23 protein-coding genes are annotated in these 23,407 nt (G+C 75.1%); 14 read left to right on the plus strand and 9 right to left on the minus strand.

Going from position 1 to position 23,407, the window contains the following annotated elements; all coding sequences use genetic code 11:
- The first annotated feature begins 20 nt into the window (after positions 1-20).
- The 5 genes from SM577_RS23300 (at position 21) to tatC (ending at position 3,810) form a co-directional block, all read left to right on the plus strand.
- Positions 21-1,019: a helix-turn-helix transcriptional regulator gene (locus SM577_RS23300; protein WP_302922715.1), complete on the plus strand. Its 999-nt coding sequence runs from the start codon at positions 21-23 to the stop codon at positions 1,017-1,019.
- Entirely contained in the window at positions 1,016-2,077 is a 1,062-nt protein-coding gene (locus SM577_RS23305; RefSeq protein ID WP_302922714.1) for a helix-turn-helix transcriptional regulator, read from the plus strand. Before SM577_RS23300 ends, SM577_RS23305 begins: the two co-directional genes overlap by 4 nt.
- 10 nt (positions 2,078-2,087) lie before the next feature.
- Entirely contained in the window at positions 2,088-2,336 is a 249-nt protein-coding gene (locus SM577_RS23310) for a DUF5320 domain-containing protein (protein ID WP_302922713.1), read from the plus strand.
- Between the two features lie 209 nt (positions 2,337-2,545).
- On the plus strand, positions 2,546-2,842 hold the full coding sequence (gene tatA / locus SM577_RS23315; protein WP_302922712.1) for a Sec-independent protein translocase subunit TatA: 297 nt from the start codon (positions 2,546-2,548) through the stop codon (positions 2,840-2,842).
- A 17-nt stretch (positions 2,843-2,859) separates the two neighbouring features.
- Positions 2,860-3,810, plus strand: a complete 951-nt coding sequence (tatC, locus tag SM577_RS23320) for a twin-arginine translocase subunit TatC (protein ID WP_302922711.1) — start codon at positions 2,860-2,862, stop codon at positions 3,808-3,810.
- A 64-nt stretch (positions 3,811-3,874) separates the two neighbouring features.
- Here tatC and SM577_RS23325 read toward each other — a convergent pair whose 3' ends face one another.
- Positions 3,875-4,684, minus strand: a complete 810-nt coding sequence (locus tag SM577_RS23325) for a formate/nitrite transporter family protein (protein ID WP_474587962.1) — start codon at positions 4,682-4,684, stop codon at positions 3,875-3,877.
- 109 nt (positions 4,685-4,793) lie between these two features.
- Between SM577_RS23325 and SM577_RS23330 the strand changes: the two genes are divergently transcribed.
- The gene (locus tag SM577_RS23330) at positions 4,794-5,729 is read left to right on the plus strand and encodes a diacylglycerol kinase family protein (protein ID WP_474587963.1); all 936 of its coding nucleotides are present in this window, start codon (positions 4,794-4,796) and stop codon (positions 5,727-5,729) included.
- Here the strand turns inward: SM577_RS23330 and SM577_RS23335 are convergent.
- The gene (locus SM577_RS23335) at positions 5,692-6,606 is read right to left on the minus strand and encodes an EamA family transporter (RefSeq protein ID WP_474579813.1); all 915 of its coding nucleotides are present in this window, start codon (positions 6,604-6,606) and stop codon (positions 5,692-5,694) included. The genes SM577_RS23330 and SM577_RS23335 overlap by 38 nt on opposite strands.
- Before the next feature lie 70 nt (positions 6,607-6,676).
- On the opposite strand from SM577_RS23335, the gene SM577_RS23340 reads away from it, so the two are divergent.
- On the plus strand, positions 6,677-7,531 hold the full coding sequence (locus SM577_RS23340) for a LysR family transcriptional regulator (protein ID WP_474587964.1): 855 nt from the start codon (positions 6,677-6,679) through the stop codon (positions 7,529-7,531).
- Between the two features lie 174 nt (positions 7,532-7,705).
- On the opposite strand, the gene SM577_RS23345 is transcribed toward SM577_RS23340, so the two are convergent.
- On the minus strand, positions 7,706-8,470 hold the full coding sequence (locus tag SM577_RS23345; RefSeq protein ID WP_474587965.1) for an HAD family hydrolase: 765 nt from the start codon (positions 8,468-8,470) through the stop codon (positions 7,706-7,708).
- A gap of 87 nt (positions 8,471-8,557) precedes the next feature.
- Here SM577_RS23345 and SM577_RS23350 point away from each other — a divergent pair, with 87 nt between their 5' ends.
- Positions 8,558-11,335 carry a DEAD/DEAH box helicase gene (locus tag SM577_RS23350; protein WP_302922706.1) on the plus strand — a complete coding sequence of 926 codons (2,778 nt, stop codon included), beginning with the start codon at positions 8,558-8,560 and terminating at the stop codon, positions 11,333-11,335.
- A gap of 118 nt (positions 11,336-11,453) precedes the next feature.
- On the opposite strand, the gene SM577_RS23355 is transcribed toward SM577_RS23350, so the two are convergent.
- The 3 genes from SM577_RS23355 to SM577_RS23365 all read right to left on the minus strand — a co-directional run bounded on the left by SM577_RS23355 (position 11,454) and on the right by SM577_RS23365 (position 14,058).
- The gene (locus SM577_RS23355) at positions 11,454-12,374 is read right to left on the minus strand and encodes a 5'-3' exonuclease (RefSeq protein ID WP_474579810.1); all 921 of its coding nucleotides are present in this window, start codon (positions 12,372-12,374) and stop codon (positions 11,454-11,456) included.
- A gap of 51 nt (positions 12,375-12,425) precedes the next feature.
- A complete protein-coding gene (locus SM577_RS23360; RefSeq protein WP_474587966.1) occupies positions 12,426-12,653 on the minus strand; it encodes a hypothetical protein in 228 nt (75 codons plus the stop codon).
- A 136-nt stretch (positions 12,654-12,789) separates the two neighbouring features.
- Complete coding sequence (locus tag SM577_RS23365) at positions 12,790-14,058, minus strand: MFS transporter (protein ID WP_474587967.1); 1,269 nt, start codon at positions 14,056-14,058, stop codon at positions 12,790-12,792.
- Positions 14,059-14,146: 88 nt separating this feature from the next.
- Here SM577_RS23365 and SM577_RS23370 point away from each other — a divergent pair, with 88 nt between their 5' ends.
- Entirely contained in the window at positions 14,147-15,049 is a 903-nt protein-coding gene (locus SM577_RS23370; protein ID WP_302922703.1) for a winged helix-turn-helix transcriptional regulator, read from the plus strand.
- A gap of 85 nt (positions 15,050-15,134) precedes the next feature.
- Here the strand turns inward: SM577_RS23370 and SM577_RS23375 are convergent, their stop codons facing one another.
- Entirely contained in the window at positions 15,135-16,514 is a 1,380-nt protein-coding gene (locus SM577_RS23375; RefSeq protein ID WP_474587968.1) for a glycosyl hydrolase family 18 protein, read from the minus strand.
- A 233-nt stretch (positions 16,515-16,747) separates the two neighbouring features.
- On the opposite strand from SM577_RS23375, the gene SM577_RS23380 reads away from it, so the two are divergent.
- The 3 genes from SM577_RS23380 to SM577_RS23390 all read left to right on the plus strand — a co-directional run bounded on the left by SM577_RS23380 (position 16,748) and on the right by SM577_RS23390 (position 19,625).
- On the plus strand, positions 16,748-17,863 hold the full coding sequence (locus SM577_RS23380; protein ID WP_474587969.1) for a M24 family metallopeptidase: 1,116 nt from the start codon (positions 16,748-16,750) through the stop codon (positions 17,861-17,863).
- Positions 17,860-19,002 (plus strand): acyl-CoA dehydrogenase family protein, encoded by a 1,143-nt coding sequence (locus tag SM577_RS23385; RefSeq protein ID WP_474579805.1) that lies wholly within the window; start codon positions 17,860-17,862, stop codon positions 19,000-19,002. The genes SM577_RS23380 and SM577_RS23385 overlap by 4 nt, the downstream gene beginning before the upstream one ends.
- Positions 19,003-19,118: 116 nt before the next feature.
- Positions 19,119-19,625 carry an Lrp/AsnC family transcriptional regulator gene (locus SM577_RS23390; RefSeq protein ID WP_088993780.1) on the plus strand — a complete coding sequence of 169 codons (507 nt, stop codon included), beginning with the start codon at positions 19,119-19,121 and terminating at the stop codon, positions 19,623-19,625.
- On the opposite strand, the gene SM577_RS23395 is transcribed toward SM577_RS23390, so the two are convergent.
- Positions 19,555-20,166: a histidine phosphatase family protein gene (locus tag SM577_RS23395; protein ID WP_302922699.1), complete on the minus strand. Its 612-nt coding sequence runs from the start codon at positions 20,164-20,166 to the stop codon at positions 19,555-19,557. The two genes, SM577_RS23390 and SM577_RS23395, sit on opposite strands and share 71 nt — an antisense overlap.
- A 162-nt stretch (positions 20,167-20,328) precedes the next feature.
- On the opposite strand from SM577_RS23395, the gene SM577_RS23400 reads away from it, so the two are divergent.
- Positions 20,329-20,523, plus strand: coding sequence for a CsbD family protein (locus SM577_RS23400; RefSeq protein WP_302922698.1), 195 nt, complete (start codon positions 20,329-20,331; stop codon positions 20,521-20,523).
- 277 nt (positions 20,524-20,800) lie between these two features.
- Here SM577_RS23400 and SM577_RS23405 read toward each other — a convergent pair whose 3' ends face one another.
- Positions 20,801-22,207 carry a KamA family radical SAM protein gene (locus tag SM577_RS23405; RefSeq protein ID WP_474587970.1) on the minus strand — a complete coding sequence of 469 codons (1,407 nt, stop codon included), beginning with the start codon at positions 22,205-22,207 and terminating at the stop codon, positions 20,801-20,803.
- A gap of 138 nt (positions 22,208-22,345) precedes the next feature.
- Here SM577_RS23405 and kdd point away from each other — a divergent pair, with 138 nt between their 5' ends.
- On the plus strand, positions 22,346-23,407 hold the full coding sequence (gene kdd, locus SM577_RS23410; RefSeq protein WP_474579802.1) for an L-erythro-3,5-diaminohexanoate dehydrogenase: 1,062 nt from the start codon (positions 22,346-22,348) through the stop codon (positions 23,405-23,407).

A 23,407-nucleotide genomic window follows, 5' to 3' on the forward strand; every position in this document is an offset into this window, starting at 1 on the left:
CGGGCTGCTAGCGTTACCGCGTGTCGCGGACCCGCACCGAGCGCCTGGTCAACCTGGTGATCTGCCTGCTGTCCACGCGACGGTTCCTGACCGCCGCGCAGATCGCCGCGACCGTGCCCGGCTACGAGCACGACCCGGACGACGCCCGCGACCACGAGGCGTTCCAGCGCAAGTTCGAGCGGGACAAGGCCGAACTGCGGGAGCTGGGCGTGCCGCTGGAGACCGGGACGGCGAGCGTCTTCGACGCCGAGCCCGGCTACCGGATCGCCCGCCGGGAGTACGCCCTGCCCGACATCCCCCTCGAACCGGACGAGGCCGCCGCGGTGGGCATCGCCGCCCGGCTCTGGCAGCACGCCGGCCTGGCCGCCGCCGCCTCCTCCGGGCTGGCCAAGCTGCGCGCCGCCGGCGTCGACGTGGACCCGCAGGCCACCCTGGGCCTGGAGCCGATGGTCACGGTCGATCCGGCGTTCGCGCCGCTCACCGCCGCCGCCCGGGACCGCCGCGAGGTCAGCTTCGACTACCGGGTGCCCGATCGGGACGCGCCGAGCCGGCGCCGCCTCCAGCCGTGGGGCGTGGTCTGCTGGCGCGGCCGGTGGTACGTGGTCGGGCACGACCTGGACCGGGCGGCCACCCGCTGCTTCCGGCTCTCCCGGGTGGTCGGCGCGGTCCGGGTCACCGGCCAGCCGGGCGGCTACCAGCCGCCGGCCGGGGTCGACCTGATCAGCCACGTGGCCCGCTGGTCGGGCCCGGTGGAGCGGGCCGGCCGGGCCACCGTGCTGGTCACCCCCGGCCGCGCCGCGGGGCTGCGCCGCTGGGCGGTGAGCGTCACCCCGGGCGGCGCCGCCGACCGGCTGGTGCTGCCGTACGCCGACCCGGACTCGCTCGCCGGCCAGCTGGTCGGCTACGGCCCGGACGTGCGGGTGCTCGACCCGCCGGAGGTGCGCGAGGCGGTCATCCAGCGGCTCAAGGAGATCGCCACCCGGCACGAGGACCTGGCCGCCACCGGAGGGGCCCGATGACCCGCCCGGCGGCCAAGGGCGGCCGGGCCTCCGCCGACCGGCTCGCCCGGCTGCTCAACCTGGTGCCCTACCTGCTGGCCCGCCCCGGCATCGAGATCGCCGAGGCGGCCGGCGACCTGGGCGTCACCGAGCGGCAGCTGCGCGAGGACCTGGAACTGCTCTGGGTGTGCGGGCTGCCCGGCTACGGGCCCGGCGACCTGATCGACATGGCCTTCGACGGCGACCGGGTCACCATCACCTACGACGCCGGCATCGACCGGCCGCTGCGGCTCACCCCGGACGAGGCGCTCGCCCTGGTGGTGGCGCTGCGGATGCTCGCCGAGACGCCGGGGGTGGCCAACCGGGAGGCGGTGGAACGGGCGCTGGCCAAGATCGAGGACGCGGCGGGTGACCTGGTGACCGCGCCGGTCGAGGTCCGGCTGCCCGCCGACACCCGCCGGGTGCAGGAGCTGCGGGCCGCCGTGGAGAGCGGCCGGGCGCTGCGGATCACCTACTACACGGCCGCCCGGGACGAGACCACCGAACGGGTGGTCGACCCGCTGCGGATGCTGATGGTCGGCGGGCGGGCGTACGTGGAGGCGTGGTGCCGCCGGGCCGAGGCGGTGCGGCTGTTCCGCTCCGACCGGATCGACGCGGTCACCGAGCTGGACGAGCCGGCCGTGGTGCCGCCGCAGGCCCGCCCGCACGACCTCAGCGACGGGGTGTTCCGCCCCTCGCCGGACCTGCCGCTGATCACCCTGCGGGTCGGCCGGAGCGAGCGGTGGATCACCGAGTACTACCCGTGCGAGTCGGTGGCGGCCGGCGACGGCGACCAGTGGCTGGTCTCGTTGCGGGTGACCGACCTGGCCTGGGCCCGCCGGTTCGTGCTCGGCCTCGGCCCGGAGGTGACCGTGGTCGCCCCGGTCGAGCTGGCCGAACAGGTGCGCGCGGCGGCCGCGGCGGCGCTCGACGCGTACGCCTCGCCGGTCCCCGGCCCCGCGCCCGCGCAACCGGCGGGCGGACCCGACACGGCTGCGGCGCCGTCCACCGATCCGGCGATGACGGCGGGCGCCCAGTAGGCTGACCGCCGTGGTGACGTGGATCGTGCTCGCGGTGGTGCTGGTCGCGCTCGTCGGGTTCGCCCTGGCCGTCCGGACGGTGCTGGCCCGGCTGCCCCGGTTGCGCCGTGCGGCGCTGGCCCTGCAACGGCGGGCGACCGAGGCGGAGGCGCTGCGGGACAGCGCGGAGAGCCTCCAGCAGCGCGCCGAGACGCTACAGGAGCAGCTCGACACCGCCCAGCGGCGGCTGGAACTGATCAAGGCGAAGCGCGGCGACTGATCGACCGTCGTTGTCGTCCCTGCGCGGTCCGGCCGGATTGCGCGCAGGAACGATCGGGCGCGGGCGGTTGACGGGACACTCGGGGTTGGTCAAGACTTCACCGGCCGGGCCGAACCACCACCGCCCGGCGGGTGGCAACGGCCTTCGGCGCACGTACGATGGGCTGCGACACACCCCTTGCCAGACACACAGAGCGACTGGAGCTTCCCATGGGTGCCCTCAAGCCGTGGCACATCGCCGTACTCGTGGTCGTGCTGATCCTGCTCTTCGGCGCGAAGCGGCTCCCCGACGCGGCCCGTTCGCTGGGCCGCTCGCTGCGGATCATCAAGGCCGAGACGAAGAGCCTGCACGACGACGACCGCGACCTGGCCGAGAAGGCCGACGCGCAGGCCGGCTACCAGCCGCTGCCGCCGCACGCCGGGCAGCAGGCCCCGCAGCAGGCGCCCTACCAGGCCCCGCCGCAGCAGCCGGTCGTTGACCCGGTGCACCGCGTCCGCGACAACTGACCGAAGGGCCCGCCACCGTGGCCTTCGGTCTCCGTAAGCGCGGTCCGAGCAACTTCCAGCGGGCCGCCGACGGCTCGATGACCCTGATCGAGCACGTCCGCGAGCTGCGCAACCGCCTGTTCAAGGCGTCGCTGGCGATCCTGGTCGGCTTCGGCTTCGGCATCTGGCTCGCCGGCCCGGTGCTGAACGTGCTCAAGCGGCCGTACTGCGACCTGCCGCAGGCGCAGACGACCAACGGCGCCTGCGACTTCGTCCAGCTCGGGCCGGCCGACCTGTTCCTGCTCAACCTGAAGATCGGGCTCTGGGTCGGGCTGATCCTCGCCGCGCCGATCTGGCTCTACCAGCTCTGGGCCTTCATCGCGCCGGGCCTGCACCGGCACGAGCGGCGCTACGCGTACGTCTTCACCGGGCTGGCGGCGCCGCTGTTCGCCGCCGGCGCGGTGCTGGCCTACTTCGTCACCTCGAAGGGCCTGGAGTTCCTGCTGGACATCTCCGGCAGCGAGATCAACACCACCCTGGACATCACCCGCTACGTCTCGTTCATCACCAACCTCATCCTGCTCTTCGGGGTGGCGTTCGAGTTCCCGCTGCTGGTGCTGATGCTCAACTTCGTCGGCATCGCCAGCGCGAAGCGGCTGCTGGGCTGGTGGCGGGTGGCGGTCTTCGTCTTCTTCGCCTTCTCCGCGGTGGTCACCCCCACCCCGGACCCGTTCGGGATGACCGCCCTGGCGATCTGCCTCTGCGCGCTCTACTTCGCCGCCGTCGGCGTCGCGTTCCTCAACGACCGGCGCCGGGGACGCGGCAAGGAGGTCTACGCCGGCCTCGCCGACGACGAGGTGTCGCCGCTGGAGTTCGACCGGGAGCCGGTGGAGGCGGGGGAGCGGGTCGACGCCGCCGCGCCGATCGCCGCCCCGGAGCCGATCGCCGCGCCGACCCCGATCGACCGCCGCTACGACGACATGACGTGACGCCGCGTCGCGACCCCGACGGAAGCCGCCCCCGGTGGGCGGCTTCCGCCGTCTCAGCCCGCGGTCACCGGGGGCGGGCCCGCTCCCGCGCCAACCGGTGCGACACCCGGGGCATCCGCAGGAACGCGACCAGGCCCACCCCGCCCACCATGTTGCCGAACGCCGACCAGGCGAGCGCGCCGAGCCAGTCCAGGTAGCCGAAGGGCGCCCCGCCCGTGGTGAGCGCGGCGAACATGAAGATCGAGTCGAGCACGCTGTGGAAGAGCCGCCCCCCGGCGAGCAGGGCGCCGAACAGCAGTGCCGCGACCAGCCGGACGCCGAGGTTCTCCGTGGCGTGCTGCATCCGGGTCATCAGGGTGATCACCATGCCGGCCAGCACCGCGAGCGCGAACGAGCGCAGGTTGACGCCGAGCTGCGCGTAGTGGGTGCCGGTGGCGATCGCGGTCTCCCGCAGCTCCGGGTAGGCGTGGGTGATCAGCCAGGCGATCAGCCAGCCGCCGAGCAGGTTGCCGGCGAGCGCGACGGACCAGAGCCGGAGCAGGGCGCGCGGGCGCCCGTGCCGGGCGGCCACCGCGGTCACCGGCACCAGGAAGTTCTCGGTGAACAGTTCGCTGCGGGCCAGCAGCAGTGCGGCGAAGCCGACGCTGAACGCCACGCCGGCCAGCAGCGGCTCCCCGGTGGCCCGCTCGACCAGCAGGTACGCCAGCACGCCGGTGCCCACGTCCACGCCACCGAGCAGGCCCGTGACGACCAGGGACGGCCACGGCCGGGCCAGCCGTACGGTCCCCTCCTCGACGATCCGGCCGAAGGCCTCCTCGACCTCCGGCTCCGGCCGCGCGGGCGCCGGGAACCGGCCGGGACGCTCGTCGGGCATGCCGGCGTGTCCCCGGTGGCCGGACCGTTAAGCGTGGCGCGGTGACGCCGTCCGGACAGCCGGTGACGGCCTGCCGGCCGAGGTCGGTGGCGTTGCCGGTGGCGGTACGGTGCTCGCCGTGACCGCTGACGATCACCCCTCCGTCGCCCCCGACGGTCCCGTCGCCGTACTGGCCAACCCGACCGCCGGCCGGGGGCGGCACCGGGCACTGCTGCCCGGGCTGCTGGACCGGCTCGCCGCCGCCGGCCGGCCGCTGCGGCTGCTCGAGGCGCGCAGCGCCGACCAGGCCGAGGCGGCCTGCCACGCCGCCGTCGCCGACGGGGTGGCCGCCCTGGTCGCGGTGGGCGGCGACGGCACCGTGCACCGGGCGGTGCAGGCGGTCGCCGGGACGGCCATCCCGTTCGGTGCGGTGCCGGCCGGCACCGGCAACGACTTCGCGGTGGACACCGGCTTCCCGGCCGACCCGCTCGCCGCCGCCGAGGTGATCGCCGAGGCGCTGCGCGCCGGCCGCACCCGCCCGGTCGACCTGGCCCGGCTGACCGGCGCCGACGGCACCCGGCGCTGGTACGGAGCGGTGCTGGCGGCCGGCTTCGACGCGATCGTCAACGAGCGGGCCAACCGGATGCGCTGGCCGCGCGGCCCGCGCCGGTACGACCTGGCGATCCTGGTGGAACTGGCCCGGCTGCGGCCGCGCCGCTACACGCTGCGCCTCGACGGCGAGCCGCAGGAGGTCGACGCGGTGCTGGTGGCGGTCGGCAACGCGCCCAGCTACGGCGGCGGCATGCGGATCTGCCCGGACGCGGACCTCACCGACGGGCTGCTCGACGTGGTGGTCGGCGGGCGGTTCGACCGGCCCACCCTGATGCGCGTGAAGCCGAGCATCTACCAGGGCACCCACGTGCGGCATCCGCTGGTGCGCAGCTACCGGGTGCGGGAGGTGGAACTGGCCGCCGAGGGCATCACCACGTACGCCGACGGCGAGCGGCTGCTGGACCTGCCGGTCACCGTCACGGCTGCGCCGGCGGCGCTGCGGCTGCTGCGCTGACCCGCACCGCGCCGATGCTGGCCGCGATCACCAGCCCGATCGCCAGCACCTCGGGCAGGCTGAGCGCCTGGTCCAGCACCAGCCAGCCGGCGAGCGCGGCGATGGCCGGCCCGAGGCTCATCAGCACGGCGAAGGTGTGCGTGGGCAGCCGGCGCAGGGCGAGCAGTTCGAGGGTGTACGGCAGCACCGAGGAGAGCACGGCCACCGTCGCGCCCAGCGCCAGCACCGTCGGGTCCAGCAGCGCCGTCCCCGACCCGAGCAGCCCGGCCGGCAGGGTGAGCAGCGCGGCGACGGCGAGCGCCAGGGCCAGGCCGTCGGCGCCCGGGAAGCGCTGCCCGACCCGGGCGCTGAAGACGATGTACGCCGCCCACATCGCGCCGGCGGCGAGCGCCAAACCGGCGCCGACCGGGTTGAGCCGGTCGAAGCCGCCCTGCCCGAGCAGGGCCACCCCGGCCGCGGCGAGCCCCGCCCAGCACCAACTGGCCAGCCGGCGGGCGGCCAGCACGGACAGGGTCAGCGGGCCGAGCACCTCCAGGGTCACCGCCGGGCCCAGCGGGATGCGCTCGATGGCCTGGTAGAACAGCGAGTTCATGCCGGCCAGCGCCACCCCGAACGCGGCGGCGGCCGCCCAGTCGCCGGGCCGGTAGCCGCGCAGCCGGGGCCGGCACACCGCCAGCAGCAGCACCGCGCCCACGGTCAGCCGCAGCGTCACCGCGCCGGCCACCCCGGAGCGCGGGAAGAGCAGGGCGGCCACCGCCGAGCCGAACTGCACCGACAGCGCCCCGCCGAGCACCAGCCCCACCGCCCGCAGGTCGCCGCGCGGGGGCGCCGCCCCGGCGGCGGGAGCGGGCGGGCCGGAGCGCAGCGTGTCGGTCACGTCTGTCCACGCTAGGAGGCCGCCGCGCCGCGCGGAAATGCCGGTTCGCCCGCGCTTATGCTTGGCGGTCATGACCGTGGAGCTGCGCCACCTGCGGGCCTTCCTGGCCATCGCCGAGGAGGGCAGCATCACCCGGGCGGCCGCCCGGCTGCGGCTCACCCAGCCCGCGCTCTCCCGCACGCTGCGGCAGTTGGAGACCCATCTCGGGGTACGCCTCGCCGACCGGTCCACGCACCACCTGGCGCTCACCCCCGCCGGCCGGGCGCTGCGCGACCGCGCCGCGGCGGCGGTGGCCGCTGTCGACGACGTGCTCGACCCCGCCCACCTGGGCGGCCGGCCGATCCGGCTGGGCCACGCCTGGTCGGCGCTGGGCGGGCACACGGTGACCCTGCTGCGCCGCTGGCGGCGGCAGCACCCGCACACCCCGCTGGAGCTGCTGCGCATCGACGAGCGCACCGCCGGGCTGGCCCGGGGCCGGGTCGACGTGGCCGTGCTGCGCCAGCCGGTGGAGCTGCCCGGGATCCGCACCGAGCGGCTGCTCGACGAGCCGCGGCTGGCCACCGTGCCGGCGGACAGCCCGCTCGCCGGCCGGGCCGCGCTCACCCTGGCCGACCTGGTCGACCAGCCGATCGCGGTGAACGCCGCGACCGGCACCACCACCCTGGAGCTGTGGCCGGCCGGCCGGGCGCCGGCCACGGTGGTGCCGGTGGCCAACACCGACGACTGGCTGGCGGCGATCAGCGCCGGCCGGGCCGTCGGGGTCACCACCGCCGCGACCGCGGCGATGTATCCCAACCCGGCGGTGGCGTACCTGCCGTTGACCGACGCGCCCCCGGTCACCGTGCTGCTGGCCTGGCGCGAACCGCCCGGCCACCCGGCCGTCGCCGACCTGGTCGCGCTGGCCCGCGACACGGTCCGCGGCTGAGCTGGCGTGCGAGCAACCGCCGGAGGGTGAGCGGCGCGCCGGCCGCTGCCGGGGGCTGAGCCGGCCTCCGGCCTGCGGGCGCGGGTTGAGCCGGCGTGCGGAGCGTTGCCGTGGGCCGACCCGGGTGGGGGCGCTGGCGGGGGCCGCGACGGCGTCCGCGGCCGCCGGGGTGGGTCAGCCGGGCAGGGCCAGGTCGAGCACGGCGCCCAGGCCGTTGTCCCGGCCGGCCTCGGCGGCCGGGAGCACCAGCACGGCGCAGCCGGCCGCCACCGCACCCGCGTCGGCCGGGGTGTCGCCGACCATCAGCGTCTGCTCCGGGTCGACACCGAGCATCCCGCAGGCGCGCCAGAAGATCGCCGGGTCGGGCTTGCAGCGCCCCACCTCGTACGACAGCACGAACGCGTCGACCAGGTCGGCCAGCCCCCAGGCGGCGAAGTGCGGCCGGATGTCGAAGCCGATGTTGCTCACCACGGCGACCCGTACCCCCGCCTCGCGCAGCGCGCTGAGCGTGGGCCGGGCGTCCGGGTAGGGCACCCAGCCGTCGGGCACCAGCAGCCGCTCGTAGAGCGCCTCGGCGAAGCCGTCGATGCCGGCGTCCACCGTCTCGGCGAGCCCGGTGTACGCGCCCCGGTGGGCGTGCGGGTAGAGGTCGCGGTCGGCCCAGAGCTCGGCCAGCCGGGGCGGCACCCGGGCCGGCAGTGGGCCACCCGCCCGGCCGGCGGTGAGCAGCCGGTCGGCCAGCGCGGTGGCCCGGGCCCGGTCCAGGGTCACCCCGCAGGTCGCGGCGGCGGCCAGCACCCACGCGCGGGCCTCCTCGACCTGGGCCAGGGTGCCGTGGAAGTCGAACAGGACCGCCTTCACGGGCCGGCGGGACGCCCTGGGACCGGCGGCGGCGCTGCCCGGGGCGGGTGTCTGGGGCGGTTCGGCATGGTCCGGCACGTGCTGCACCCTACCGACCGGCTCCGGCGGCCCCGATCGGGCGGCCTTGTCCGGTGTCGGCCGCCGGCACGCATTAATCTTGGTGCCATGTCGAGCCCCGCCGAGCGGTACGCCGCGGCGCGCCGCCGGGCCGCGCAGGCCTCCCAATTCCCGGCGCTGGACGAGTTCGCCCTTGACCTGGGGTTCGATCTCGACGACTTCCAGCGCGAGGCGTGTCAGGCGTTGGAGCGGGGCAGCGGGGTGCTGGTCTGCGCGCCCACCGGCGCCGGCAAGACGGTGGTGGGGGAGTTCGCCGTGCACCTGGCGCTGCGCGGCACCCCCGGGCAGCCCGCCGAGGGGACCCGGCGCAAGTGCTTCTACACCACGCCGATCAAGGCGTTGTCCAACCAGAAGTACCACGACCTGGTGGACCGCTACGGCGCCGAGCAGGTCGGCCTGCTCACCGGGGACAACGCGATCAACGGCGACGCGCCGGTGGTGGTGATGACCACCGAGGTGCTGCGCAACATGCTCTACGCCGGCTCGGCCACCCTGGAGGGGCTGGCGTACGTGGTGATGGACGAGGTGCACTACCTCGCCGACCGGTTCCGCGGCGGCGTCTGGGAAGAGGTGATCATCCACCTGCCCGCCTCGGTGACCCTGGTCTCGCTCTCGGCGACCGTCTCCAACGCCGAGGAGTTCGCCGACTGGCTGGTCACCGTACGCGGCGAGACGGCGGTGGTGGTCAGCGAGCACCGGCCGGTGCCGCTGTGGCAGCACATGCTGGTCGGCAAGCGGATGTTCGACCTGTTCCACGACGCCGACGCGGCCCGCAAGCACGACGTGCACCCGGAGCTGCTGCGCTACACCCGGGACACCATGCGCCGGCTGGAACTGGGCGAGGGGCGCAGCGCCGGCCCCGGCGGCGGGCGGCGCGGGCCGCGCTGGCGCGGCCCGATGCGCCCGGACATCGTCGACCGGCTGGACCGGGAGGGCCTGCTGCCGGCGATCCTGTTCATCTTCAGCCGGGCCGGCTGCGACGCCGCGGTGCAGCAGTGCCTCGCCGCCGGGCTGCGGCTCACCTCGCCCGAGGAGCGGGCGGAGATCCGCCGGGTGGTGGAGTCCCGCGTCACCGCGATCCCCGGCGAGGACCTGTCGGTGCTGGGCTACTGGGAGTGGCTCGACGGCCTGGAGCGCGGGCTGGCCGCGCACCACGCGGGCATGCTGCCGGCGTTCAAGGAGGTCGTCGAGGAGCTGTTCGTCCGCGGCCTGGTCAAGGCGGTCTTCGCCACCGAGACGCTGGCGCTGGGCATCAACATGCCGGCCCGCTGCGTGGTGCTGGAGCGGCTGGTCAAGTACAACGGCGAGGCGCACGTCGACCTGACCCCGGGCGAGTACACCCAGCTCACCGGCCGGGCCGGCCGGCGCGGCATCGACGTCGAGGGGCACGCCGTGGTGGTGTGGTCCCCGGAGACCGACCCGCGGCACGTGGCCGGCCTCGCCTCCACCCGCACCTACCCGCTGCGGTCCAGCTTCCGGCCCTCGTACAACATGGCGGTCAACCTGGTCGGCACGGTCGGCGCGGAGCCGGCCCGGGCGCTGCTGGAGTCGTCGTTCGCCCAGTTCCAGGCCGACCGGTCGGTGGTCGGCCTGGCCCGGCAGGTGCAGCGCAACACCGAGACCATCGAGGCGTACGGCGCCGACGCCGCCTGCCACCACGGCGACTTCGACGAGTACTTCGCGCTGCGGGTGGCCATCGCCGACCGGGAGCGGGCGCTCGCCCGGCAGGGGCAGAGCCAGCGCAAGGCGGCCGCGGTGGCGTCGCTGGAGCGGCTGCGGGTGGGTGACGTGATCCGGGTGCCGTCGGGCCGGCGGGCCGGGTTGGCGGTGGTGCTGGACCCGGCGACCGGCGGGTTCGGCGAGCCCCGCCCGCTGGTGCTCACCCAGGACCGGTGGGCCGGCCGGGTCAGCCCCGGCGACTTCACCACCCCGGCCGAGGTGCTGGCCCGGATCCGGGTGCCGAAGCACTTCAACCACCGTTCCCCGGCCGCCCGGCGGGATCTCGCCGCCGAGGTCAGCGGCACCGGGCTGGACCGGCACGGCGGCCGCCGCGGCCGGTCCCGGCAGGCGGTCGGCGAGGACCACCGGCTCAGCCAGCTCCGCGCCGAGCTGCGCCGCCACCCCTGCCACGCCTGCCCGGACCGGGAGGAGCACGCCCGCTGGGCGGAGCGGCGGCGCCGGCTGGAGCGCGACACCGAGGAGCTGCGGCAGCGGGTGGCCGGGCGGACCGGCTCGCTGGCGCGGACCTTCGACCGGATCGTCGCGCTGCTGACCGCGCGCGGCTACCTGGCGCCGGACGGCGCGGTCACCGACGCCGGGCGGATGCTCGGCCGGATCTGGACCGAGGCGGACCTGCTGGTCGCGGAGTGCCTGCGGCGCGGGGTGTGGGACGGGCTCTCCCCGGCCGAGCTGGCCGCCGCGGTTTCCGTGGTGGTCTTCGAGGCGCGCCGCGACGTGGACGAGCGGGCCTCGCTGCCGCGCGGCGGGGTGTCCGAGGCGGTGGACGCGACCCTGAAGCTGTGGAGCGAGATCGAGGCCGACGAGGCGTCCCGGGGGCTGGCGGTGACCCGCGAGCCCGACCTGGGCTTCGCCTGGCCGATCTACCGCTGGGCCCGGGGCGAGGCGCTGGCCAAGGTGCTGGCCAGCGGCCACGAGATCGACGGGGAGATGCCGGCCGGCGACTTCGTCCGGTGGGCCCGGCAGGTGGTCGACCTGCTCGGCCAGCTCGCCGACTCCGGCGGCGCCTCGGCCGAGCTGCGGTCCACCGCCCGGCAGGCGATCGGCGCGGTCAACCGGGGTGTGCTGGCGTACCACGCCGCCGCCTGACCGGCGGGGGCGTTCGAGTCGGGAGGCCGGCCTCGGTCAACACCAGGCCGCCGGCACGGCGGTCTCCGGCCCGCCCGACACCCATGTCCCCGAGGGGCGGTGACCGGGCCGCCGGGGGTCAGGAACGGCCGGCGAGGGCGTCGACCAGCCGGCGGGCGGAGCCGGCGAGGTTCCACCGCTGGGCCAGCTCCAGCAGGCGGTCCGGGTCGGCCGGCGCGCTCGGCAGCTCGGTGGGCAGGTCGGGCAGCGGCACGTCGAGGGCGACCTTGACCACCTTCGGCGCCACGGCCAGGTAGTCCCGGGCGGCGGCGAGCTTGCCGCGCAGGCCGGGGGCGAACCCGGAATCCGGGTCGTCCAGGGCGGCCAGGATGCCGGCGATGTCGCCGTAGCGGGTGACCAGCCGGGCGGCGGTCTTCTCGCCGACGCCGGGCACACCGGGCAGCCCGTCGCTGGGGTCGCCACGCAGCGCGGCGAAGTCGGCGTACCGGTCGGCCGGCACCCCGTAGCGGGTCCGCACCGCGGCGTCGTCGCAGTCCTCCAGCTTGGCCACCCCGCGCCCGACGTAGAGCAGCCGCACCGGGCGGGCGTCGTCGACCAGCTGGAACAGGTCGCGGTCGCCGGAGACCACCTCGACCGGGGCGGGCTGGGTGACCGAGAGCGTGCCGAGCACGTCGTCGGCCTCGTAGCCGGCCGCGCCGACCGTGGTGATGCCGATGGCGTCGAGCACGTCGAGGATCACCGGCACCTGCGGGGTGAGGGTGTCCGGCACCACCTCGCCGCCCTCCGGGGCGAGCCGGTGCGCCTTGTACGACGGCAGGAGCGCCACCCGCCAGTCGGGCCGCCAGTCGTGGTCGAGCGCGCAAACCATCCGGTCGGGGCGGCGGGTGCGGATCAGGGTCGCCAGCATGTCGAGGAAGCCGCGCACCGCGTTGACCGGGCTGCCGTCCTCGGCGCGGGCGGCGGACTCGGGGATGCCGAAGTAGGCCCGGAAGTAGAGGCTGGGCGAGTCGACGAGCAGGATCGGGGGTTGCTGTGCCACGCCGACAGCCTGGCACAGCCCACCGACGATCGGGGGGACGGCCCGCCCGGGTCAGCGCCGGTCGTCGGCGCGGTAGACGGTCTCCCGGCGGGCCACGTGCTGCAGGGCGTAGCTGACCAGCAGCAGCAGGATCGCGGCGGTCACCTCGATCCAGGCGGTGGCGCCGTCGGCGATGGTCAGGCCGACCACCAGCAGCAGCAGGCCGACCAGTGCGAGGACCCCGGACCAGAGCAGCCGGCGGCGGCGCGCCGCGGCGCGGTCCGCGTCCCTGGCTGCCACCGGCATCGATCCTTCCGTCCGTCGGCGCCCGCTCCGGGCGCCCGACCCCAGGCTATCGGGGCTCCGGCGCCGGTACGCCGGAACCGGGATGCCGGCTGAACGCGTGACCCCGGGTTGATGTCGCGCCGCCGGTGGGTCAGCGGCCGGCCGGCACCGCGACGGCGGGTTGGTCGCCGGTCTCCCGGTCGTGGTCGGTGAGGTCGCGCAGCCGGCGGACGGGGGAGAGCAGCAGGGCGAGCGGGGCCCAGGCCGCCGCGGCCGCGAAGACCAGCAGCGTGGCCCGCGCGCCGACCAGGCCGGCCAGCGCGCCGGCGAGCAGCCCGCCGACCGGGATGGCGCCCCAGGAGACGAACCGGACCGTGGCCATCACCCGGGCCAGCAGCTCGGGCGGGCTGGCGATCTGCCGGTAGGTCCGGGTGGTCACGCTGAGCACCACCGTCCCGACCGAGAAGACCACGTTGCCCGCCGCGAAGGCCGCGTACGCCGGCCAGCCGCTGCCCAGCGGGACCAGGACCGCCCCGCCGACGGTGACCAGGGCGGCGGCGACCAGTGCCCGGGCGGTGCCGAGCCGGGCGGTGATCCACGGGGTGAGCGTCGCCCCGACCAGCGCGCCGGCGCCCTCGACGGCGAGCAGCACGCCGACCAGGGCGGCCGGGGCGTGCAGGTCGCGCACCAGGTAGAGCGGGTAGAGCGCGAACTGCGCGCCGCAGACCAGGTTCATCGCGGTGGCGGCCCACATGCTCGGGCCCATCACCGGGTGGTGCGCGACGAAGCGCCAGCCCTGCCGGATCAGTTCGCCCATCGGCGGCCACCGGTCCGGCGCCTCCGCCCGGCGCGCGGGCAGGGTGCGCAGCAGCGCGGCCGAGCAGAGGTAGCTCGCGGCGTCCACCAGCAGGGTCGGCACCGCGCCCAGCGCCTGCACCGCGAGCCCGCCCAGCGACGGCCCGCTGAGCTGGGTGGCCGCGTGGGTGGCCGAGGTCAGGCTGTTGCGGCCGTGCAACTGCTCCCGGTCGACGATGCTGGGCAGGAAGGTCATGTTGGCCACGTCGAAGAGCACGTTGGCGAAGCTGATCACCAGCGCGGTGACCACCAGGTGGGCGACCGTCAGGTGGCCCCACCACCAGGCGAGCGGGATGGACGCGACGGCCGCGGCGCGGGCCAGGTCGGCGCCGATCTGCGCGCCGCGCAGCGGCAGCCGCTGCACGACGACCCCGGCCGGCAGGCCGATCACCAGCCAGGCCACGTAGCTGGCCGCCGCGATCAGGCCCATCTCGAACGCGCTGGCGTCCAGCACGGTGAGCGCGGTCAGCGGCAGCGCCACGGCGCCGACCGCCGACCCGACCTGGCTGGTCGTGCCGGCGGTCCACCAGCGCCAGAACACCCCGGCCCGCTGCCCGACGCCCATGTCGTCCGCCCCCGTTCCACCGAGCCAGTCAGTTCCAAACTGAAACGGACTATAGTCGGAGCAACGGCGACCGGTGAAGGGGTGGGGTGTGCGGCGGGCCGACCTGGCGGACGCGGACTGCGGCATCGCGCAGGCGCTGGGCGTGCTGGGCGACTGGTGGACGTTCCTGATCGTGCGCGACGTCGCCGGCGGGACCACCCGCTTCGACCCGCTCCAGCGCGCGCTCGGGGTGAGCCGGCGGGCCCTGTCGGAACGGCTGGCCGGGCTGGTCGAGCACGGGGTGCTGCGGCGGCGGGCGTACTCCCAGCACCCGCCGCGCTTCGACTACCTGCTCACCGCCAAGGGCGAGGCGCTGCTGCCGGTGCTGATCGCGCTGCAGGACTGGGGCACCCACCACGTGCTGGGCGACGGCGGCCTCACCGCCACCGCCGGGGCGGACTCCGCCGAGGCGCGGCGGGTGCACGAGCTGGTCGGCCGGCGGCTGCCCGAGGTGCTGCTGCCCGGCCCGGACGGGCGGCCGGTGGCCCCGGCCGGGGGCGAGCGCTGGAGCGTCCTCTACTTCTTCCCCGGCGCGTTCCGGCCCGGCGTGCCGGGGCTGCCGCCGGGCTGGGGGGAGATCCCGGGGGCGCCCGGCTGCACCCTGGAGTCGACCACGTACGCCGCCCGGGCCGCCGACTTCGCCGCCGCCGGCGCCCGGATCGTCGGGGTCAGCACCCAGCGTCCCGACCAGTTGGCCGACTTCACGGCGTACGCCGAGCTGCCCTTCCCGCTCCTGTCCGACCAGGACGGCCGGCTGGCGGCCGGGCTGCTGCTGCCCACCTTCCGGGCCGGCGGGGTCGAGCGGTTCAAACGGCTGACCCTGCTGGTCGATCCGGCGGCCGTGGTTCGCGCCGTGCAGTTCCCGGTGACCGACCCGGCCGGCTCGGTGGACGAGATGCTCGACCTGCTCCGCGACCGTGCCGGCGGCGAGCCGGCGGCGGCGGTGGGCTGACCGGCCGGCGGTGTCCGTCGGTCGGGGGCCGGCCGGGGCGGCGACCGGGCGGGGCCCCGCCGGCCGGCGGGGCCCCGGGGAGCGGTCAGGCGGGCAGCCGCCAGACCTGGTTGGCGCCGCCGAAGCAGTCCCAGATCTGCAGCCGGGTGCCGTCGGCGGAACTGTTGCCGGTGGCGTCGAGGCACTTGTTGGCCTGCGGGTTGCGCAGCGTGCCGTTGGCCTGGGCCTGCCAGACCTGGGCGCCGGTGCCGTTGCAGTCCCACAGCTGCACCTTCGCGCCGTTGGCGGTGGAGCCGCTCGCCACGTCGGCGCACTTGCCGAGGGCGCGCAGGGTGCCGTCGGTGCCCACGGTCCAGCGCTGCGCGTTGGTGCCGTTGCAGGTCCAGAGCTGGATCGCGGTGCCGTTGGCGGTGCTGGCGGCCGCCACGTCGACGCACTTGCCGGCGATGCCGGTGATCGGGCCGGTGCGCCCGGTCGGCGGCGGGGTGCCGCCCATGACGGTGTCGTAGATGGCACCGACCAGCGAGGTCGAGTCGGTGCGGTCCTGGGACAGCTCCCAGTTCATCATCCCGCCGGCGTTGGCCAGCGCCCACTGGGTCTTCCGCTTGACCGTCGGTACGCCGTTGTAGCACTGCTGGACGCCGCCGACAGTGGTGCAGTCCCGGTTGGCGTTGGCCGGATCCATGCCCACCAGGGCCGAGTAGGTGTGGTAGCCGGGCCGGCTGTAGAACGGCACCCCGAGCACCGCCTTGGCGGCCGGCAGGCCGCGCGCCTTCCACCCGTTGACGGCGTTGACCGACCAGTCGTAGTTGGCGTGCGGGCTGCCCCCGTCGTACGCCATGATGTTGAGCCAGTCGACGTGGCCGAACACGGCGGTCGGCACGCCCTGCACGTAGTAGCCCTCGGCGACCACGGCCGCGGTGAGCAGCTTGCCCCGGGGGCGCAGGGCGCCGCTGAGCTGTTGCATCAGCAGGCTGTAGTTGGTCGCCGAGGTGCCCGGGTCGGGGTACTCCCAGTCCATGTCGACGCCGTCCAGGTTGTACTGGTCGACGAAGGCGACCACGTTGTTGACGAACGTGGTGCGGGTGCCGGCGTTGGCGGCGAGCGCCTCGAAGGCGGAGTCGTCGCCGTCGTTCCAGCCGCCGATGGCGATCGACACCTTGACGTTGTTGCTGTGCCCGACCGAGACCAGCTGGGACAGCTTGCCCGGGTTCTCCATCGGGCGCAGGCTGCCGTCGGCGTTGGGCAGCAGGAAGGCGTAGTTGACGTGGGTGAGCTTGCCGTACTGGACGCCGGTGACGCTGCCGCTCCACGACGGCAGGTAGCCGACGCTCTTGAAGTTGTTCGGCAGCACCGCGGCGGCGGCCGGGGACGGTGCGGCGAGGGTCAGGCCGGCGCCGGCGGTGACCAGCGCGAGCAGGCCGGCGGCGAGGGCCGACCGGGGACGGTGACGTGGTGAGGACATCGCGGGCCTTCCCGTGGGCGGGCGGTGGCGGCCGTGCCGCCGGGCGGGCACCCGGTGAGCGGGCGCCGGGCGCGGCGGACGGAGGGGGACGGGAGGGTGCGCAACCTCGGCGGAGCCCAAATCCTAAAGAGTGTTAACGGATTGCGTCAATGACGCATCTCGATGGATGAGAGAGCGCTTTCCCGAGCGCGAGGCGGGTAGGGTGTGGCCCGAACGAGCGTTAAGCTGACCGGGTGGGAATCGACGAGCTGTACCCGCCGGACCGGCTGGCCGCCGCGCAGCGCGTCACCGCCGCCGCCGGCCTGGACGCGCTGCTGCTCACCCCCGGCTCCGACCTGCGCTACCTCACCGGGTACGACGCGCACGCGGGGGAGCGGCTGACCTGTCTGGTGCTGCCGGCCGAGGGCGAGCCGACGCTGATCGTCCCCACCCTGGAGCGGCCCGCCGCCGAGGCGTCGCCGGCCCCGGCCACCGGGGTCCGGATCGTCGACCACGCCGACGGCACCGACCCGTACCCGCTGGTCACCGCCGCCCTGGACGGGCCGGTGGTGGCGGTCGGGCTGGCCGACCGGATGTGGGCCGAGCAGGTGCTCGGGCTGCGCGCCGCGCTGCCCGGCGCCACCCAACGGCTCGCCGGCGAGGTGCTGCGCGAGCTGCGCATCCGCAAGTCGCCGGCGGAGGTGGCCGCGCTGGCCGAGGCCGGCGCGGCGATCGACGCGGTGCACCGGCGGATGGGGCAGTGGCTGCGCCCGGGGCGCACCGAGGCCGAGGTGGCCACCGACATCGCCGCGGCGATCCGCGCCGCCGGGCACGTCACCGTCGACTTCGTCATCGTCGCCGCCGGGCCGAACGGTGCCAGCCCGCACCACGGCACCTCGGACCGGCCGATCGGGGCCGGTGAGCCGGTGGTGGTCGACATCGGCGGCACCATGCCGTCGGGCTACCGCTCCGACTGCACCCGCACCTACGTCGCCGGGGGCCCGGCCCCGGCGGAGTTCACCGAGTACTACGCGGTGCTGCACGCCGCCCAGCGCGCCGCGGTGGCCGCGGTGCGCCCCGGGACCACCGCCGAGGCGGTGGACGCCGCCGCCCGCGAGCCGATCGCCGCCGCCGGCTTCGGTGCTGCGTTCCTGCACCGGACCGGGCACGGCATCGGTCTGGACGGGCACGAGGAGCCGTACGTGGTGGCGGGCAACCCCCGGCCGCTGGAGCCCGGCATGGCGTTCTCGATCGAACCCGGCATCTACCTCGCGCGCCGACACGGCGCCCGGATCGAGGACATCGTCGTCTGCACGACGGACGGCGTCCAACGGCTCAACACCACCCCCACGGAGCTCATCGCGCTATGACAGTCGACCGGATCCTCCCCACCGACGAGGCCCACGACCTGCTGGACCTCGCCACCGAACTCGCCGACCGGGAGCTCGCGCCGCGGGCCGCCGGGTTCGAGGAGCGCGCCGAGTTCCCCCGCGAGGTGCTGCGCACCCTCGGCCGGGCCGGCCTGCTCGGACTGCCCTACCCCGAGGAGCACGGCGGCGCCGCGCAGCCGTACGAGGTCTACCTCCAGGTGCTGGAGATCCTGGCCAGCCGCTGGCTCGCGGTGGCCGAGGCGGTCAGCGTGCACACCCTGTCCTGCTACCCGGTGGCCACCTTCGGCACCGCCGAGCAGCGCAAGCTGCTGCCCGACATGATCGGTGGCGAGCTGCTCGGCGCGTACTGCCTCTCCGAGCCGCAGGGTGGCTCGGACGCCGCCGCGCTGAGCACCCGGGCGGTCCGCGACGGCGACGCCTACGTGGTCTCCGGCACCAAGGCGTGGATCACCCACGCCCGGGTGGCCGACTTCTACAACATCTTCTGCCGTACCGGCGGGCCCGGCCCGAAGGGCATCTCCTGCCTGCTCGCCGACCGCGGCACGCCCGGCATCCACCCGCAGGCGGCCGAGCGGACGATGGGGCTGCACGCCTCCCCGGTGGCGCAGATCGCCTTCGACGACGCCCGGGTCCCGGCCGACCGGCTGATCGGTGGGGAGGGGATGGGCTTCACCATCGCGATGTCCGCCCTCGACTCCGGGCGGCTGGGCATCGCCGCGTGCGCGGTGGGGCTGGCCCAGGCGGCGCTGGACTACGCCGTGGGGTACGCCAAGGAACGGCGGCAGTTCGGCCGGGCCATCATCGACTTCCAGGGGCTGGGCTTCAACCTGGCCGACCTGGCCACCCAGATCTCCGCCGCCCGGGCGCTGACGCTGGCCGCGGCCCGGCTGCGGGACGCCGGCCGGCCGTACTCGATCGAGGCGGCCAAGGCGAAGCTGTTCGCCACCGACGTGGCGATGCGGGTGACCACCGACGCGGTGCAGGTGCTCGGCGGCGCCGGCTACGTGAGCGACCACCCGGTGGAGCGGTACATGCGGGAGGCGAAGGTGCTCCAGATCGTCGAGGGCACCAACCAGATCCAGCGGCTGGTGATCTCCCGCGCGCTGGCCAAGGGCTGACCCGGTCGACCGTGGGTGGCGACGCCGGTGCGGTCGGTCGACCGTACCGGCGCCATCGTGGCCGGCCGGGGGCCGCGTCGTCGCCGTCGGGCGGTTTTCCCGGTAGGTTGCACGCCGTGGAGGAGATCGACCGCGCCATCGTCGCAGCGTTGACCGCTGACGGCCGGCTGTCGTACACGGATCTGGCGGAGAAGGTGGGCCTGTCGGTCTCCGCCGTGCACCAGCGGGTGCGCCGGCTGGAGCAGCGCGGCGTGATCAAGGGGTACGCCGCGCGGGTCTCCTTCGAGGCGCTGGACCTGCCGCTGACCGCGTTCGTGGCGATCCGGCCGTTCGACCCGTCGCAGCCGGACGACGCGCCGGAGCGGCTGGCCCACCTGCCGGAGATCGACTCCTGCTACTCGGTGGCGGGGGAGGACTTCTACCTGCTGCTGGTGCGGGTGGCCAGCCCGGCGGACCTGGAGCGGGTGCTCCAGGAGATCCGTACCGCCGCGAACGTCACCACCCGGACCACTGTGGTGCTCTCCACCCCGTACGAGGGGCGGCCGCCGAAGGTCAGTGCCGAACTCCCGACGCGGGCACGGTCCCGGGTGCCGGGAGAGGTGGCTGGTTCCAACGCCGGATGACCTGCCGGCCGTGCTCGTGGCCGAGGGTGCTCACCGTGGCGGTGTCCAGCCGCAGCCGGCCGCCGGCGGCCGGTGGCAGGCCGATCCAGCGGGCGCCGGCGACCCGGAGGCTGTGCCCGTGGGCGACCAGCGCCACGTGGCCCTGGTCGAGCAGGGGAGTGGCCCGGGCCAGCACCCGGTCGAGCCGGGCGCCCACCTGGTCGGGTGACTCGCCGCCGGGGCAGCCGTCGGTCCACAGGTACCAGTGCGGGTGGTCGGCGCGGATCTCGGCGCTGGTGCGGCCCTCGTACTCGCCGTAGTTCCACTCGGCTAGGTCGTCGTCGGTCGCGGTGACGGTGAGGCCGGCCAGCTGGGCGGTGCGCACCGCCCGCTGCCGCGGGCTGCTCAGCACCGCCACGAACCGCCGCCCGGCCAGGAACGCCCCGACCATCCGGGCCTGCCGTTCGCCGTCCGGGGTGAGCTCCAGATCGGTGTACGAGGTGTGCCGGTGACTGGCGCTCCAGGTGGTCTCACCGTGCCGGATCAGCAGGATCTCGCCCATTCGTCCAGTTAACCAGCCGCCGCCCCGCCGTGTTCACCTAGTGTCCTAGGATGCCATAGCGGGTGTGCGGTGCCCGACCCACGTTTCCGCTCACCCGGCGGGGGCATGCACCGGGTCGAGGGGCCGGTTCGGCCCCGGTTCGGCCGGAGCAGAGGAGGCGACATGAGCTTCACCGACAAGGCGAAGAGCAAGGTCGAGCAGCTGACCGGCGCCGCCAAGGAGCGGATCGGCGACGTGACCGACAACGAGCGGATGCGCGGGGAGGGCGGCTCGCAGCAGCGCGGGGCGCAGACCCGTCAGGCCGGTGAGCAGGCCAAGGAGGCCGGCCGGAAGCTGCGGGACGCCTTCACCAGGTGACCTCGCCCGTCGTGGTGGCCCCCGGCGTCACGCCGGGGGCCACCGGGCGTCCAGGTGGGCCGGCGGCAGGGCGGGGCCGCCCGGTCCGTGGTTGATCCACACCGCTTCCGGGATGTCGGGGTATCGGAGCCCCACCGACATCCCGATGTACGGAAACGAAGTGGATCTCGCCACCCGGGGGCGTGGTCGCACAGCCCGCGCGGTGGGCGACGGCCGGGTGAAACGGCGCACCCCCGCCGGCGGGTGGTGACGGCGGGGGTGGCGGGTCGCGGGTCGGTCAGTCGTCGCGGTGGTCGGCCCACCACTGCTGGCCGGACTCGGGCAGGGTGTCGATCGGGTCGTAGTAGGCGTAGCGCTTGTTGAGCGCCTCCAGGTCCGCCGACTCGATGCTGGTGCGGTAGTTCTTGGTCCAGTACGAGATGCCGCGCTCGCGGTCGTACTCGGTGAGCATGTGCACCCAGCGCTTGCCGACGAAGGGGACGTCGCAGACGATCCGCGGGGTGGCGTAGCCGGGCAGGTAGCCCATGATGTCGTGCTGGAGCTGCTGGGCGTGCCAGACCGGGACCCGCCAGTGCTCGGCGTTGGGGATCATGTCGCACATGTAGAAGTAGTACGGCAGGATGCCCGCCTCGCCCTGCAGGGCGAAGCAGAGGTCGAGCAGGTCCTTGCTGGTGGCGTTGACGCCGCGCATGAGCACGCCCTGGTTGCGCACGTCGCGGACGCCGACGTCGAGGGCGGTCTGGGCCGCCTTGGCGACCAGCGGGGTGAGCGACTGGGCGTGGTTGACGTGGGTGTGGATGGCGAGGTTGACGCCGCGGCGGGCGGCGGTGCGGGCGACGCGTTCGAGGCCCTCGACGACGTCGGCCTGGAGCCAGTGCTGCGGCAGGCCCATGAGGGCCTTGGTGGCGAGCCGGATGTCGCGGATGGTCTCGATGTCGAGCAGCCGCATCAGGTAGGACTCGAGGTTGCGCCAGGGCACGTTGGCCACGTCGCCGCCGGAGACGACGACGTCGCGGACGCCGGGGTGGGCCTTGAGGTAGGTGATGTGGGCGTCGTAGCGGTCGACGGGCTTGAGGGTGAGCTTGAGCTTGTCGACGGCGGGGGTGGAGTTGCCGACCAGGTCCATCCGGGTGCAGTGGCCGCAGTACTGCGGGCAGGTGGAGAGCAGTTCGGCGAGGACCTTGGTGGGGTAGCGGTGGGTGAGGCCCTCGGCGACCCACATGTCGTGCTCGTGCAGGGAGTCGCGGCTGGCGTAGGGGTGTGAGGGCCAGTCGGTGCGCCGGTCGGAGGCGACCGGGATCATGTAGCGCCGGACCGGGTCGGCGAGGAACGCCTCGGTGCTCATCGGCGCGAACGGGACCATGGTGTTGAGCATCTGGGGCGGCACCAGCATCGACATGGTGGCCAGGGCGGCCTGGTCGGCGGCGAGGTCCTCGTAGAAGGTCTCGTCGACGAGGTCACCGAGGACGGCGCGCAGCTGCTTGATGTTCTTGACGCAGTTGACGCGCTGCCACTGGGCGGACTCCCACTGCTCGCGGGTGACGTGGCGCCAGCCGGGGAAGCGGGTCCAGTCGGGTTCGACCAGGGGCGCGCGGCGGTATTCGTAGGGCTGTCCGGCGGCGGGGACCGTGGCCGGCGCGGGGCGGGGCGCTGGGATGGTCTGCACCGGTTGGGTCTGGGTCACGGCCCCTCCTCGTACGTGCGATGATCGGCGGCCCGAAGGCTACTGGAAAATATCCGGCGAAGAAATTAGTCTGCCGGAAGTTTTCCCGCTACGCGAGCCCTGACCGGGGGTTCGGGCGGTTGGACAGGGGAGGTCGGCGTGACGTCACCGGTGGGTCTGCACCGCGTTGTGGAACCGGCGGGGGTGCTGCCGCAGGCGGCGTGGCGGCTGGACGCGTCGCCCGCGATCGCGCCGAACGAGGTGCGGATCCGGGTGGAGCGGCTGAACCTGGACGCGGCGAGCTTCCGGCAGTTGTGGGAGAAGCACGGCGGCGACGGTGAGGCGGTGCGCGCCGAGGTGCTGGAGATCATCTCGACCCGGGGGAAGATGCAGAACCCCGTGACCGGGTCGGGCGGGATGCTGATCGGCACTGTCGACGAGGCCGGGCGGCGTTCGCCGCTGGGACTGAAGCCGGGGGAGCGGGTGGCGACGCTGGTGTCGCTGACGCTGACCCCGCTGGTGGTCACCGACGGGCTGGCCCGGTGGGACGGGCGCAGCGAGCAGGTGCCGTGCGACGGGTACGCGGTGCTGTTCGCCCGGTCGATCGCCGCGGTGCTGCCCGACGACCTGGACCCGCAGCTGTCGCTGGCGGTGCTGGACGTGTGCGGGGCGCCGGCGCTGACCGCGCGGGTGGTGGCGCGGCACGTGGCCGACCGGGCGCGCGAGGGGGACGCCCGGCCGGTCAGCGTGGCGGTGATAGGCGGGGCGGGCAAGAGCGGGTCGCTGTCGTTGGCGGCGGCGCGGCGGGCGGGCGCCGCCCGTACGGTCGGGGTGGTGCCGGTGGCGGCGGAGCGGGACGCGCTGGCGGCGGCCGGGCTGGCCGACGCGGTGGCGCTGGCCGACGCCCGGGATCCGGTGGCCCTGTCGCAGGCGGTCACGTCGGCGCTGGGGGTGCCGGCGGACGTGACGGTGGTCTGCGTGGACGTGCCGGGCTGTGAGCACGGGGCGGTGCTGGCGACCGCGGACGGCGGCACGGTGATCTTCTTCTCGATGGCGACGAGCTTCTCGGCGGCGGCGCTGGGCGCGGAGGGCTTGGCGGCGGACGTGACGATGCTGGTGGGCAACGGCTACGTGCCGGGGCACGCGGAGTTGGCGTTGGGTCTGCTGCGGGCCGAGCCGGGGGTCCGGAGGCTGTTCGAGTCGCGGCTGGCGGCAGACTGA

The sequence above is a fragment of the Micromonospora desertarenae genome (assembly GCF_056150265.1).